Origin of the sequence: Flavobacterium sharifuzzamanii, from assembly GCF_003254585.1 — a bacterium.
GTDB classification, from domain to species: domain Bacteria; phylum Bacteroidota; class Bacteroidia; order Flavobacteriales; family Flavobacteriaceae; genus Flavobacterium; species Flavobacterium sharifuzzamanii.
The window spans coordinates 34,349-47,769 of the sequence record NZ_QJGZ01000032.1 but is presented as its reverse complement, the minus strand read 5'-3'; the positions used below and the strand labels follow the sequence as shown (position 1 = coordinate 47,769).

The following is a 13,421-nucleotide window of genomic DNA, read 5'->3' as shown; positions in this document are numbered from 1 at the left end:
TAATAGTGGTTTGCTACTTTTGCATAAAAATTCTATCATGCCTTCATTCTTAAAACTTATAATTAAAGAGGTTAAACGCGAAACTGCAGATGCTGTTTCTATCCTTTTTAATGTTCCCGAAGAACTAAAATCTGACTATAAATTTATAGCAGGTCAATATATAAATTTAAAATTAACTCTTGATAACCAAGAAATTAGACGTGCTTATTCTATTTGCTCTGCACCCGACAGCGGCGAATTAAGAATTGCTGTAAAAGCAGTAAAAAATGGTCTTTTTTCGCAGTTTGCCAATACTACATTAAAAGCAGGAGATGTTCTTGAAGTAGGTCATCCAGAAGGTAAATTTACTTTTGAACCAGATGCTGAAAGACAAAAAAATTATGCTGCATTTGCTGCAGGAAGCGGAATTACTCCTGTTCTTTCTATTATAAAGTCAGTTTTAAAAAATGAACCAAAGAGTTCATTTGTATTAGTTTACGGAAATAAAACTCCTGAAAGTACAATCTTTCAGCAAGAACTTCATGATCTGCAATTACAATATGTAGGCAGATTTTTTGTGCATTATGTGTACAGCCAAGCAAAGGCCGAAAATGCTTTATTTGGAAGAATTGAAAAATCGGCTGTAAATTTTGTTTTAAACAACAAACACAAAGAACTTCAGTTTGATAAGTTTTTCCTTTGCGGACCAGAAGACATGATTAACACTGTTTCTAACGTTTTGAAAGAAAAAAATGTAAAAGAGTCTGCCATCAAATTTGAATTGTTTACTTCTTCTTCTGAAGAGCATGCAATCCAAGGTTCTCAAGAAGGACACACGAAAATTACTGTTTTGGTAGATGATGAGGAAACTACTTTCGAAATGTCTAAAAAACAAACTATTCTTGATGCTGCTCTAAAACAAGGTGTTGACGCTCCTTATTCTTGCCAAGGCGGAATCTGCAGCAGCTGTTTAGGACGCGTTACGAAGGGAAGCGCCGAAATGACGAAAAATTCTATTTTAACAGACGGCGAAATTGCTGAAGGTTTAATTTTAACATGTCAAGCGCATCCAACATCAGAAACTATTTATGTTGATTACGACGACGTATAATATTTGAAAAATATCAAAATATAAAAATCCAAATTCCAAAATAAACCGGAATTTGGATTTTTTTTGTTTCTATATTCACAATTCTTGCTGGGACTTGAAGATTTAGTCGCAATTGAAATAAAAGCAAAATTTTATTAAAATATTGCCAAATTTTCATTAAATTAGAGGTATAATTATCGCAATCTCAATCTAATGGCTTGAGATTTTATAGAGCAAACTCAAATTTTGTCAAACATTTAAACATTAAATATCATGACAGCTCACGTTCACCACTTTCATTTATATCTATTTATCATGCTGGCTGTAACTGCTTCGCTATGCGTTCTGGCAGTTATTATAAAAATGAAAAACAAGAAAGGTCCTAAATTGCTCGAAAGAGAAAAATACAATTCAACTTTGACCGAAAAAATGGTAGAAGTAAAAAAAACAGATTCGAATATTTTTAATATTTGGCCCTATGTAAGCAAACTTAAATCGGCAAAAGTCTTATCTAAAAAAATTAAAGATCATGACTTAATTTATAAAATTTACAGAGATTCATCCAATAAATTCGAACACATTCTATTATCAACCGAAGACAAAAATAACTTTGTTTCTATTATAGTAAACAAAAAAAGAAGAAAAACGATAGGATACTCTTTCCTCGATTCTAATGAACGATATGTTCTGAATAAAAATATTGCTTAAAGATTTTTATTAGCAAATATCCCTGCGAGGTAAGATATTTATAGAATCTCAATAAAAACAAATGAAAAAAGCTCCAGAGAAGCGACATATTATAAAAAACATGTCGCTTCTCTGGAGCTTTAGTATTGTAGCATCATTCCTTTTCTATAAATATTTCGCTTCTCCGAAGCTTACAAAAGAAGATGTTCTTAAACTTTTTTTCTTTATGAAATCTGTTCTACAACTTTATCAACAACCTGCTTCGGTGAAATTGTCCTCATTGCATCCTCATAACCTTCAACAATTTTATTGCCATAAACAGAAGTCGGTAATTTTGGATATTGATTTCGGTCTGAAGTCAATGCATTCTCCAGACTTTGATTGAATGGCAAAAATCCCGCGTACGGATGTGTCGCACCCCAAAGTGTAATGACCTTTACGCCCAGCATTGCTGCAATATGCGCATTTCCAGAATCCATAGAAAGCATTACATCGAGATTGCTTATCAATTGCAATTCTTGCTGAAATTTAATTTTTCCAGCCATATTAATTACATTTTCAAAAGGCTCAGAAATTGAATCCAAAATTTCAATTTCTTTCTTTCCTCCGCCAAAAAGTAAAATTTTATTTGCTGAATTTTCTGCCAATTTTGCAATTACCTCTTTCATTAAATCTAATGGATAAACTTTAGAATCGTACTGAGCAAAAGGTGCAATTCCTATAAGTTTTTGATTTTCATTTCCGATAATTTGCAAAATATCAGAACTTAAAACTACTTTTTCAGGAAATGCTGGATTTGATAAATTTAAAGGAAAGCCTAATTCTTCAAACACTTTTACATGTCTTTCAAACATGGTTGGCAATTGTTTGAAAATCTTATTTTCTTCTCGCGTCAATTCTTTTTTCCCTTCTCTTCCTTTATCAACAGTTGCTCTTTTTTTTCCGCTTAAAGCGAAAAGTAAACTCACAACTTTAGATCGTAAAACATTATGAAGATCGGCAAAAGCATCAATCTTCAATTTTTTCACATCTCTAAATAAGCGTAAAAGTCCTGGAAATCCTTTGTGTCTTTGTTTTTCATCAAAAGCAAAAAAATCCAGATTCGGAATTCCATCAAAGAAAGGTTTAAAAAACGGACGGGAAATAACGGTCAATTTTACCGTTGGATATTGTTTTACAAAAGCTCGTAAAACAGGAACCGTCATGGCGACATCTCCCATTGCGGATAGTCTCATGACGGCTATATGCTTAATTTTGCTAGACAAGTCTGCCAAATTATTATTTTTTATTTTGATATAAAACTGGGTTCAAATCATCATCATTGTACATTTTCATTTGTTTGTACACTTTCATGAATTTATCTCCGTTTTCGATATCTGTCAATAATTCTTCAATTGCTGTAGATAAATCTGTTCTTTGCTCTAAAAGGATATTTAATTTTTCCTGACATTTATCTCTGTGTTCTTGAGAAGCTTCTGCACGATTCGCTTCTTCGTGCATGTGATAGATTTTTAAAGCCAAAATCGATAATCTGTCAAAAGCCCAAGCTGGACTTTCAGAATTGATTTTTGCTCCGTCTTTTACTTTTACATTGCTGTATTTTTGTAAAAAGTAGCTATCTATATATTCCACCATATCAGTACGCTCTTGATTTGATGCGTCAATTCTTCTTTTCAAAGTTAAAGCTGCTACAGGATCAATCTGTGGGTCACGAATAATATCTTCAAAATGCCATTGAACTGTGTCAATCCAATTTTTTAGATATAACAAATGTTCGAATTTATCTTTTGGATATGGATTGTTTATTGGCTGGTCAACATTATCAAATTGGTGATAATCTTTGATGCTTTGTTCGAAAACTGAATATGCTAATTTTGAAAACATGTCTTTATTTTTTTATAGATACAAAGATACTTTTTATACTTTTATGCAGCGAAGAAAAGAAATTATTTTTCGTTTCATCATTATATCTCTAAATAAATTACAATTTCATCATGAAAATTCATTATATCTCTGAAAATAACAGTGTTTTAAATCATTTCTTAGGACAAATTAGAAATGTAAATGTGCAGAATGACAGTATGCGTTTTCGTAGAAATATTGAGCGCATTGGAGAAATTATGGCTTATGAACTGAGCAAAATTTTGCCATATAAAAATGTTGATATTCAAACACCTCTTGGAATTAAGAAAACTACAGAAATTGATGCAGATTTAGTTTTATGTCCTATTTTGCGGGCTGGATTACCGCTTCATAATGGTTTTTTAAATTATTTTGATCATGCAGAAAACAGCTTTGTTTCGGCATGTAGATTTCATCCAAACAATGATGACGAATTTGAAATTCGCGTTGAATATCAAGCTATTTCAGATTTAAATAATAAAACTGTTCTACTTCTTGATCCGATGCTGGCTACTGGCCAATCGATTGTAGCTGTTCACAAAAAATTAATTGAAAATGCAACTCCAGCAGAAATGCATATTGTTGTTGTTATTGCCGCTCCCGAAGGAATCAAACATCTAGAGGAAAACCTTCCTGAGAACTGTCATTTATGGGTAGCCTCTTTAGATGAAAAACTAAATGAGAAAAACTACATTGTTCCTGGTCTTGGCGATGCTGGCGATCTTGCTTACGGAAGCAAATTATAATTGAGAGAAAAAAGTAAATAAACTACATACGATCAGAGTGTAATAAACAATTTCGTTATTAAGTTTCTGTTGCATATATTCTACATGGCTCGTTGCCATAATACTTAATGGCGCAATACTAAACAATAATAGATCGTTGCTTTTGTTTGGCGAAATGATGTAAACAAAAACTGCTATAAAAAAGCAAGCGACAATCTTCTTATATGAAGAATGTACAATTTGAGGTCTGTTTGACAAGGTCATCAACATCGAAGTAACAAAAAACAAAGCTACTGCTGTATATATCGAAAGTGCGGCATTTTCGTAATTATTCTTAAAGTAATCAATTCTAAAATCGATTACAGCTCTTTCCTGAATGAAAGCTATGGCATCAAAATTTAAAATTAATGATGTCATGTAAAACAAAATCGTTACTGCTAAAAGTGCGATAAAAGGCAAAACCCAGTTTCTATAATCTCTCGAAACGTGAAAAATAATCGAGATGTAAACCAAAATTAGGAAGAGAATACTCCAAAATTGAAATAAAGAAGCTATAAAAATCCAAAATGCTGCATCAAATATTTTCTCTTTTGATGCTTTTAGAGATTGCAATGAAACTAATCTTCGAAGTGCCAATAAAATGAAAAAATTGGCATAGATAATATTTGAGTTGTTAAATATTGTTGGAAAAAATAAAATAAACAACAAGTAAAAAAGTATCGCGTAACCATTGTCTTTACTGAGTCCGTTCTTTTTTACAATGAAATTAATCATAAAAAAAGAAGCCAAAATAAAGCACAGCAAACTCACTTTTTGAAAAGCCAAAAAATAAGAAGTAACCCAAGATGGGTCTTTAATTTGGAACATAAAAAAGAAAACCAGTATTAAAATTACAACCAATGAATAATTTAATGGCGTAGATTTTTTAAAAACACTTGTTATCATAAGGATATTTTATACTTTTGTGATTGTAAAGATAATACTTGTTTAAAAGGAAAAACCTAACAAGTTGAAAAAAGATTTGGTTTACCGAATTTTATCTTCAAGGCATTACACAACAATAAATAACATATAATTTTTAAAATTATGACAGCTTTTTTTGAAGGAATTCAATACCTATTTGTTAACATTTTGTTTGCTCCTCTTGACTTTTTACGTCATTTAGAATTAATTACGTGGTTTGGTGCAAACACTATTAACTGGATTTTTATGATCATCTGTGCATGCGCAATCGTTTATTGGATTAAACAATTACGTATTTTTGATGACGCTGGAACAGAAAACCAAGATACAACGGCTCATTCATTTTTAAAATAAAAAACCAAACCCTTTAATTAAAAAGGGCTTGTGAATTTATTTTTTAGATTAAATCGAAACCGATATCTTTTCTAAAATACATCTTATCAAAGCTTAGTTTATCTATGTTTTGGTAAGATTTTTTTATGGCCTGTTGAAAATCATCTCCATAAGATGTTACAGCAATTACACGTCCTCCATTAGTAACGACATTTTCGCCATCTAATTTTGTTCCCGCGTGAAAAACTATAGAATCTGTAATATTTTCTAAACCTGAAATTACTTTTCCTTTTTCGAAATCTTCAGGATATCCGCCAGAGACAACCATTACAGTTGTTGCGCTTCTTGGATCAACTTCTAAATTAAAGTCTCCTAATTTCTGATCTGCAACAGACAAGAACAATTCTACTAAATCTGATTTTAATCTAGGAACCACAACCTCAGTTTCAGGATCACCCATTCTAACGTTGTATTCAATAACAATTGGTTCTCCTTTTACATTGATTAAACCGATAAATACAAACCCTTTATATTCGATGCCGTCTTTTTGAAAGCCTTCGATTGTTGGTTTTACAATGCGAGTTTCGATTTTTTCCATCAAAACAGCATCTACGTAAGGAACTGGAGAAACCGCTCCCATTCCGCCTGTATTTAATCCTGTATCTCCTTCTCCAATTCTTTTATAATCTTTTGCAGTTGGAAGAATTTTATAGCTTTTTCCGTCTGTTAAAACGAAACAGCTCAATTCTATTCCGTCCAAGAATTCTTCTATAACTACTTTTGCACTTGCTGTACCGAATTTAGCATGAACCAACATGTTTCTTAATTCAGTCTTTGCTTCTTCAAGATCTTGAATAATCAAAACTCCTTTTCCTGCTGCTAAGCCGTCTGCTTTTAAAACGTATGGAGGTTGTAGTGTTTCAAGAAACTTGCATCCTTCTTCAACTGTTTCAGCAGTGAAACTGTCATAAGCCGCAGTTGGAATATTGTGTTTCATCAAGAATTCTTTTGCAAATTCTTTACTTCCTTCCAATTGTGCACCTAATTTTGATGGTCCAATAACTGGGATATCTTTTAAACTTTCGTCATTTTTAAAATAATCATAAATACCTTTTACTAATGGATCTTCAGGTCCTACGACTACTAAACTTATATTTTCTTTAAGTACTAATGCTTTTACTGCTTCAAAATCTGTCGCAGATATTGCAACATTTTCAGCAATTGCAGCAGTTCCCGCGTTTCCAGGCACTACAAAAAGTTTTTCGCAAAGCGGACTCTGTGTCATTTTCCATGCAAATGCATGCTCTCTTCCGCCTGATCCCAATAGTAAAATTATCATGGTGTTGTTGTATTTTAGTTGTGGTGCAAAAATAATTGCTTTTGAACGTAAAAAATAATTAAATCTCAAAAACTTCGTGATTCTTGATTGTTAGTAATTGGTAAATACTATTTTTGACGAAAATTATCCCGAAAAATGATTCGCCTTTTTGATCTTTCACTCAAACTAAATGGTTTTCCAATAAAGGAAGCTAAAGCCGAATTGGATAAAGTTGCTCATTTTTCAGAAGAAGAATATGCTTCATTTCTTGAAAACAAAAAAGCAGAAATTGTTGATTTTCATCTTAAAAACAATTCTTTTTACAAAGAGTTAGCAGGAAATACAACCGCTCAAAATTGGGAAAATCTTCCTATTTTAAATAAACAAAATTTGCAAAAACCTCTGGAAGAAAGGCTTTCAAATGGTTATACTAAAAAATCTGTTTACCTCAACAAAACGTCTGGATCTAGCGGAACTCCTTTTGTTTTTGCAAAAGACAAATATTCGCATGCTTTAACATGGGCTTCCAATATTATGCGTTTCGGTTGGTTCGGGATTGATTTTAATCATTCTTATCAAGCACGATTCTATGGAATTCCAATGGATTTTATTGGATATCAAAAAGAACGTTTCAAAGATTTTTTAACGCATCGTTTTCGTTTTCCAGTTTTTGATTTGTCTGATGATGTTTTAGAAAAATTTCTGAAAAAATTCAGAACTAAAAAATTCGATTATATCAACGGTTATACGAGTTCGATTGTGTTATTCGCTAAATTTTTAGAACAGAAAAATATCATTTTAAAAGAAATTTGTCCGACTTTAAAAGCTTGTTTTGTTACATCAGAAATGCTTTTTGAAACGGATAAAAAACTCTTAGAAAAACAATTCGGAATTCCAATCATCAGCGAATATGGAGCTTCAGAATTGGATTTAATTGCTTTTGAAAATCCGATAGGCGAATGGCAGGTAAATGCTGAAACTCTTTTTGTGGAGATTTTAGATGAAAACAATAATCTTGTTCCACATGGAACGGAAGGGAAAATTGTGATTACTTCTTTATTCAACAAAGCAAATCCTTTTATCAGATATGAAATTGGTGACATCGGAATTTTGGATGAAAAAAGTACACCTCAAAAACCAATTCTTAAAAAATTAATTGGAAGAACCAATGATGTTGCCGTTTTGCCAAGTGGTAAAAAATCTCCCGGTTTGACCTTTTATTATGTAACCAAAAGCATTATTGAAGATGATGGAAACGTAAAAGAATTCATTATCAAACAAACTAAATTAGATACTTTTGAAATTGAATATGTTTCTGAAAAAGAATTAATTTCAGAACAAATTCAAAAAATAAAAGAAGCTATCGATTTGTATTTAGAACCCAATTTAAACTTCACTTTTACTCGAAAAACAGTTTTAGAAAGAACCAATCGCGGGAAACTAAAACAGTTTAAATCTTATTTGTAAATATAAATAAAATCTTACATTTGTTTTTTTTCAATTAAAAACTTATGGAAGATCAATCTCTACTTTCTGAAGAAACAATTTCTAATAAAATATATTTTATCCGCGGTCAAAAAGTGATGCTTGATCGTGATTTGGCTTTGCTTTATGGTGTTGAAACACGAATTTTGAAACAAGCTGTCAAAAGAAATATAACAAGATTTCCCGAAGATTTCATGTTTGAACTTAATAAATCCGAATTTGAAAATTGGAAATCACAAATTGTGATTTCCAATTCTGAAAAAATGGGTTTACGTCATATACCAGCTGCATTCACTGAACATGGCGTGTTAATGCTATCTACTGTTCTAAAAAGCGACAAAGCAATTCAAACCAATATTCAAATTATGAGGATTTTCACGAAAGTGAGACAAATGCTTTTGGATACAACTGAAATTAAAGTCGATATTTTACAAATTCAGAAGAAGTTAGAAAATCACGATAAAAATATTGAATTGGTATTTTCTTATTTAGATGAATTAACTGAAAAGAAAGAAAATGAATCTGAAAGAGTGAAGATTGGCTATAAAAAATAATTCTTTAAGATCACAAATTGTGATCTTAGAAACTTGATGTCACAATTTGTGACCTCAAGTTTGTCATTTATATTACGGTTTGAAAAAATTGGAAGTCACAAATTGTGACCTCCAATTCTAAATTAAATTCTTCAAGTTCACAATTTGTGACCTTGAAACTTGAAGTCGCAATTTGCGACATCAAGTTGAATTTTAAATCTTCTTTATATACTTTGGTTTGATTATCAACTGAGTAAATAAAAACCTCATCATTAATAAAACAGAAAAAATGAGATTGTACCCGTGAAAATCTCGATAAACCCCAAAATTGTGTTTGATCAATTTAAACTTTGAAGATGAAATAGAATCTTTTCTAATTCTATAAAAAGCCAGACTTTCTGGAACCGCTTTTGCCGTTTGTATTTGTTTTAGAATTGTAAGCCATATTCTCCAATCTTGTCTTTTCTCAGAAGATTCTAATTTGATTTTTCCAAAATATTCAGCATCATAAATAGCAGTAAGATTACCCACATAATTGCAAAAAAACAATTCTTGATACGTTAACGGATTTGGAGATTCAACTCTTCTGTTTAAGCTATTTCCTTCTTCATCAATCGAATCGTAATAACTAAAAGTAAATGGCTGATTATTTGCTTTTAAAAACTGAATCTGTTTTTCTAATTTATCTGAAAACCATGTATCATCGGCATCGAGATAGGCGATGTATTTTCCGGAAGCTTTTTCTAAAGCTTCATTTCGGGCAAAACCATTTCCACAATTTTTGGCTAATTTGAATAATTTTATTCTGCTATCATCTTGGGCAAATTCTTCTATAACAGAAACTGTTCGGTCTGTAGAAGCATCATCAATCAGAATCATTTCCCAGTTTTTATAGGTCTGATTTTGAACTGATTCGATAGTTGCTCTAATGAACTTTTCAGTATTGTATGTTGGTGTTAAAATAGATACTAAATCGTTCATTAGATTTATTGTTCTTTCAGAATCTTAATTTATTTTATATAGTTTGAAAAGTCTTTGTGTTCTTCTTTTGCCAGTTCTTCAGGAGATAATGATTTGAAATACTCATACGTGATTTTCATTCCTTCAGCACGGCTAACTTTAGCTTCCCAACCCAACAATTCTTTTGCTTTTGTTGTATCAGGCTGACGTTGTAATGGATCATTTATTGGCAGCGGATGATAAACCACTTTCTGGTTTGTTCCTGTCAATTTTATAATTTCTTCTGCAAAATCTTTGATAGTGATTTCGTCAGGATTTCCAATATTCACTGGATAAACGTAATCTGAGTGTAGCAATCTGTAAATCCCTTCAACTTGATCGTCAACATAGCAGAAAGAACGTGTTTGCATTCCGTCACCAAAAATTGTTAGATCTTCTCCGCGTAAAGCTTGTCCAATAAAAGCTGGAATTACACGTCCGTCGTTTAATCTCATTCTTGGTCCGTAAGTATTAAAAATACGTACGATTCTAGTTTCTACTCCATGGAAAGTATGGTAGGCCATTGTAATTGATTCCTGAAAACGTTTAGCTTCATCATAAACCCCACGCGGACCAATTGTATTTACGTTTCCATAATATTCTTCCGTTTGTGGATGCACTAAAGGATCTCCGTAAACTTCTGATGTTGATGCAATCAAAATTCTAGCCTTTTTTACTCTCGCCAATCCAAGGAGATTATGCGTTCCTAAAGATCCAACTTTCAAAGTTTGGATTGGAATTTTTAAATAATCAATTGGGCTTGCCGGCGAAGCAAAATGCAATATATAGTCTAAATCTCCAGGAACATGAACAAACTTAGTAATATCATGATGATAAAATTCAAAGTTTTCTAATTTGAATAAATGTTCAATATTTTTAAGATCTCCCGTAATAAGGTTATCCATCCCAATAACAAAATATCCTTCTTTGATAAATCTGTCACATAAATGTGATCCTAAAAATCCCGCAGCTCCTGTAATAAGTATTCTTTTCATTTCAATATTTTCTGTTCATTACAATCGTTTACCAAATTAAACATGCAGTAAAAAATTATAAAGAAAATTATTCCTCTTTGTCGACTCAAAAAAGATTCGGTCAAAAATAAGACTATCATTGTTACCGCAAAAGCAATATGAATAAAATCTTTATTTATAATCCCACTTCTGATTGTGACAAATAACATGCTTAATACTATCAAAAAACCAAATATTCCTAATTCTGAAAATATTTGAACATATTCATTATGAAAATTAAACTCCCCATAATTCGGGTATAAATTATGCTCTTTTACTTTTTCTTTTATTTTATTTTGAGAAGCATCTAATCCAAATCCTGTGAAAAAGATATTCTCTTCTTCAAGCATTTCTTTAAAAATCCTAATCTGAAAAAGTCGAAAAGCTGTTCCTGGAAAAAAATCATTTTGTTGAAATTGATCTTGGTTCCAAGCCTGTTTTAAACTAATATTATAAATCGGTCCTTGATCTTCTTTTGTGCTTTTATTTAAAGAACTGTCAACCAGCATCGTTTCAAACTCAATCATAAACCTTTCTCTAATTGGCTTAATAAAAAGTATGGAACTTATCGATAGAACAATAACAGCCGAAAGTATTATCAGCTTTGTTTTTCTTGAAATAGTAGAAAAAAAAGAATAATACGTTATGATTAAAACCAAATCAACTACAATAATATTCTTGGATGATAATAAAAATATAAAAACAATTAGAATCAAAAATCCTGCTTTATCAATAATTGATTTTTCTTTTTTAGTAAGAAAATAAAATAACGCTAAAGAAGCAAAAACAGCCATGTAGATTGCGTTCAATTCTAAAGTGACTAATTCATGATAAAAGAAAACTCCTTTGTCACCAGAATTAATAAATTTTATAATTGCTTTCAAAAAGTAAAACATAGCGAAACCTACCATTGCAAAACTAAACCACTTGATAACTTTATTTATATCGTCACGATTTATTTTTGGAAATGAGCAAAAAGCTAAAGGAATCAATAACAATAGTATTTCTTTTTGTAATCCTTTGATAGTTAGTTTAGTTTCTATTGTCCAAATAAGAGATACAAACATCAAAACATACAATAGTATGGGAAGCAATAAAGCTTTAGAAGACAAAAAATCTACTTTTTTTGCTTTGAGAAAGGAAAATAATAAAAAAATAATACAGGTTAAACTCCCGATATTATGTTTGAATGGAAGTGTTATTAACATTGCTGCCAAAAGATAAGCTAGCAAGGTTTTGTTCTTCCATAATTCATCTATTTTACTGAAGACTTTTTTCAAACAATCTAAGGTATGACTCATTTATTTTGTTCCAATTAAATTCTTGAACTATTGTATTAAAGTTATCTTGAACCATTTTTTCATAATCTTTTCTTTTTATGGTTTTTAGAAGGCGTTTAATATCTTCTGTATTCGAAAAATAAAATGCATTTTCCTGTAAAATAGCGCGATTAAATTCGTTGTTATGGGCTACAATTAATGCTTTTGCAGCCATCGCTTCCAACAAAGAAGGATTCGTTCCTCCTACTGAATGGCCATGAAAATAAAGATTAGAAAAATATCTTAGATTATCTAAATGTCCTTTATTATAGACCCCGCCTATAAAACGTATGTTTCCGCAATTATAAAACTTCTTTTTGAGATAATCTCCATAACTATTATCATTATTCCCTACAACCAACATCACTTTATTATCTTGACTATCTGCAATACCGTCCAAAATTACTTCGATATTATTTTCTGGTTCAAAACGTGCTATCAACAAGTTATAGTTGTTTTTTTCAACATTATATTGTGAAAGTACCTTTTCTTGTGGATCAGAAAACAAATCTGCTCCATAAGCAATATAAACAGCTTCTCTCCGATATTTCTCTTCCAAATATTTTTTAATACCAAGCGAATCTGCAACTAGATAATCACTGCTTTTTACAGCTTTATTTTCGGCAAATTTTAAGAATTTTTGGATTGATTTAGAATATTTGGTTCTCTTCCACTCCAACCCATCCATATTGGTAATAATAATTGGCTTTTTTGGTAAAAGAAAAGACCATATAGAATTGCTAGTGTAGCCCAATTGCAAAATGACATCAAAATTTCTTTTCCTAGAATCCAGAATGCAATTCAGATCATAAATAAATTGTCCAGCAGTGCCTAGTTTATATTCTGGGTCATATTGATGAATTATATTTACTCCCATGAAATTTTTCTCCTGAAAAATGTGTTTATGCGAATTATAGACATAAACCTCATGTTTTTTTTCAGCTAAATAAATGGCAAAAATTTCAGCAAACTGCTCAAATCCTCCGTAATTATTTGGAATACCTCTAGTACCAAGAATGGCTATCTTCATTTAAATCTTATAAAATGGGACCCAAAAATAATGATTTTAAAATTC

The 13,421-nt window shown here is 31.1% G+C and carries 14 protein-coding genes; 6 read left to right on the top strand and 8 right to left on the bottom strand.

Annotated features, from left to right (window positions below):
- The first annotated feature begins 37 nt into the window (after nucleotides 1-37).
- A complete protein-coding gene (locus DMA14_RS02740; RefSeq protein WP_111422938.1) occupies nucleotides 38-1,090 on the top strand; it encodes a 2Fe-2S iron-sulfur cluster-binding protein in 1,053 nt (350 codons plus the stop codon).
- 252 nt (nucleotides 1,091-1,342) lie between these two features.
- On the top strand, nucleotides 1,343-1,777 hold the full coding sequence (locus DMA14_RS02735) for a hypothetical protein (protein ID WP_111422936.1): 435 nt from the start codon (nucleotides 1,343-1,345) through the stop codon (nucleotides 1,775-1,777).
- A 203-nt stretch (nucleotides 1,778-1,980) separates the two neighbouring features.
- On the opposite strand, the gene DMA14_RS02730 is transcribed toward DMA14_RS02735, so the two are convergent.
- Both DMA14_RS02730 and DMA14_RS02725 read right to left on the bottom strand, forming a co-directional pair.
- A complete protein-coding gene (locus DMA14_RS02730; protein ID WP_111422934.1) occupies nucleotides 1,981-2,991 on the bottom strand; it encodes a glycosyltransferase family 9 protein in 1,011 nt (336 codons plus the stop codon).
- Nucleotides 2,992-3,034: 43 nt separating this feature from the next.
- On the bottom strand, nucleotides 3,035-3,640 hold the full coding sequence (locus DMA14_RS02725; RefSeq protein ID WP_095930592.1) for a DUF4254 domain-containing protein: 606 nt from the start codon (nucleotides 3,638-3,640) through the stop codon (nucleotides 3,035-3,037).
- A 110-nt stretch (nucleotides 3,641-3,750) separates the two neighbouring features.
- Here DMA14_RS02725 and upp point away from each other — a divergent pair, with 110 nt between their 5' ends.
- Nucleotides 3,751-4,404: a uracil phosphoribosyltransferase gene (upp, locus tag DMA14_RS02720; protein WP_111422932.1), complete on the top strand. Its 654-nt coding sequence runs from the start codon at nucleotides 3,751-3,753 to the stop codon at nucleotides 4,402-4,404.
- On the opposite strand, the gene DMA14_RS02715 is transcribed toward upp, so the two are convergent.
- On the bottom strand, nucleotides 4,399-5,328 hold the full coding sequence (locus tag DMA14_RS02715; protein ID WP_111422930.1) for a DUF6427 family protein: 930 nt from the start codon (nucleotides 5,326-5,328) through the stop codon (nucleotides 4,399-4,401). The genes upp and DMA14_RS02715 overlap by 6 nt on opposite strands.
- A 141-nt stretch (nucleotides 5,329-5,469) precedes the next feature.
- Here DMA14_RS02715 and DMA14_RS02710 point away from each other — a divergent pair, with 141 nt between their 5' ends.
- Nucleotides 5,470-5,700 (top strand): DUF6341 family protein, encoded by a 231-nt coding sequence (locus DMA14_RS02710; RefSeq protein ID WP_041519835.1) that lies wholly within the window; start codon nucleotides 5,470-5,472, stop codon nucleotides 5,698-5,700.
- A gap of 43 nt (nucleotides 5,701-5,743) precedes the next feature.
- On the opposite strand, the gene purD is transcribed toward DMA14_RS02710, so the two are convergent.
- A complete protein-coding gene (purD, locus tag DMA14_RS02705) occupies nucleotides 5,744-7,018 on the bottom strand; it encodes a phosphoribosylamine--glycine ligase (protein ID WP_111422928.1) in 1,275 nt (424 codons plus the stop codon).
- A gap of 135 nt (nucleotides 7,019-7,153) precedes the next feature.
- Between purD and DMA14_RS02700 the strand changes: the two genes are divergently transcribed.
- Complete coding sequence (locus DMA14_RS02700) at nucleotides 7,154-8,464, top strand: phenylacetate--CoA ligase family protein (RefSeq protein WP_111422926.1); 1,311 nt, start codon at nucleotides 7,154-7,156, stop codon at nucleotides 8,462-8,464.
- A gap of 44 nt (nucleotides 8,465-8,508) precedes the next feature.
- Entirely contained in the window at nucleotides 8,509-9,036 is a 528-nt protein-coding gene (locus DMA14_RS02695; RefSeq protein ID WP_111422925.1) for an ORF6N domain-containing protein, read from the top strand.
- A gap of 192 nt (nucleotides 9,037-9,228) precedes the next feature.
- On the opposite strand, the gene DMA14_RS02690 is transcribed toward DMA14_RS02695, so the two are convergent.
- From DMA14_RS02690 to DMA14_RS02675, 4 genes are read right to left on the bottom strand one after another with little or no spacing between them, the layout of a single operon-like run.
- On the bottom strand, nucleotides 9,229-9,996 hold the full coding sequence (locus DMA14_RS02690; RefSeq protein ID WP_111422923.1) for a glycosyltransferase family 2 protein: 768 nt from the start codon (nucleotides 9,994-9,996) through the stop codon (nucleotides 9,229-9,231).
- A 29-nt stretch (nucleotides 9,997-10,025) separates the two neighbouring features.
- Nucleotides 10,026-11,009, bottom strand: coding sequence for a UDP-glucuronic acid decarboxylase family protein (locus DMA14_RS02685; RefSeq protein ID WP_111368361.1), 984 nt, complete (start codon nucleotides 11,007-11,009; stop codon nucleotides 10,026-10,028).
- Nucleotides 11,006-12,328: an O-antigen ligase family protein gene (locus DMA14_RS02680; protein WP_111422921.1), complete on the bottom strand. Its 1,323-nt coding sequence runs from the start codon at nucleotides 12,326-12,328 to the stop codon at nucleotides 11,006-11,008. Before DMA14_RS02680 ends, DMA14_RS02685 begins: the two co-directional genes overlap by 4 nt.
- Nucleotides 12,288-13,376 carry a DUF1972 domain-containing protein gene (locus DMA14_RS02675; RefSeq protein WP_111422920.1) on the bottom strand — a complete coding sequence of 363 codons (1,089 nt, stop codon included), beginning with the start codon at nucleotides 13,374-13,376 and terminating at the stop codon, nucleotides 12,288-12,290. The genes DMA14_RS02680 and DMA14_RS02675 overlap by 41 nt, the downstream gene beginning before the upstream one ends.
- Nucleotides 13,377-13,421 lie beyond the last annotated feature (45 nt).

Bases quoted from the DNA above. Each gene is read 5' to 3' on its own strand.
- DMA14_RS02740 (WP_111422938.1), top strand. From the start codon at position 38: ATGCCTTCATTCTTAAAACTTATAATTAAAGAGGTTAAACGCGAAACT.
- DMA14_RS02735 (WP_111422936.1), top strand. From the start codon at position 1,343: ATGACAGCTCACGTTCACCACTTTCATTTATATCTATTTATCATGCTG.
- DMA14_RS02730 (WP_111422934.1), bottom strand. From the start codon at position 2,991: ATGAGACTATCCGCAATGGGAGATGTCGCCATGACGGTTCCTGTTTTA.
- DMA14_RS02725 (WP_095930592.1), bottom strand. From the start codon at position 3,640: ATGTTTTCAAAATTAGCATATTCAGTTTTCGAACAAAGCATCAAAGAT.
- upp (WP_111422932.1), top strand. From the start codon at position 3,751: ATGAAAATTCATTATATCTCTGAAAATAACAGTGTTTTAAATCATTTC.
- DMA14_RS02715 (WP_111422930.1), bottom strand. From the start codon at position 5,328: ATGATAACAAGTGTTTTTAAAAAATCTACGCCATTAAATTATTCATTG.
- DMA14_RS02710 (WP_041519835.1), top strand. From the start codon at position 5,470: ATGACAGCTTTTTTTGAAGGAATTCAATACCTATTTGTTAACATTTTG.
- purD (WP_111422928.1), bottom strand. From the start codon at position 7,018: ATGATAATTTTACTATTGGGATCAGGCGGAAGAGAGCATGCATTTGCA.
- DMA14_RS02700 (WP_111422926.1), top strand. From the start codon at position 7,154: ATGATTCGCCTTTTTGATCTTTCACTCAAACTAAATGGTTTTCCAATA.
- DMA14_RS02695 (WP_111422925.1), top strand. From the start codon at position 8,509: ATGGAAGATCAATCTCTACTTTCTGAAGAAACAATTTCTAATAAAATA.
- DMA14_RS02690 (WP_111422923.1), bottom strand. From the start codon at position 9,996: ATGAACGATTTAGTATCTATTTTAACACCAACATACAATACTGAAAAG.
- DMA14_RS02685 (WP_111368361.1), bottom strand. From the start codon at position 11,009: ATGAAAAGAATACTTATTACAGGAGCTGCGGGATTTTTAGGATCACAT.
- DMA14_RS02680 (WP_111422921.1), bottom strand. From the start codon at position 12,328: ATGAGTCATACCTTAGATTGTTTGAAAAAAGTCTTCAGTAAAATAGAT.
- DMA14_RS02675 (WP_111422920.1), bottom strand. From the start codon at position 13,376: ATGAAGATAGCCATTCTTGGTACTAGAGGTATTCCAAATAATTACGGA.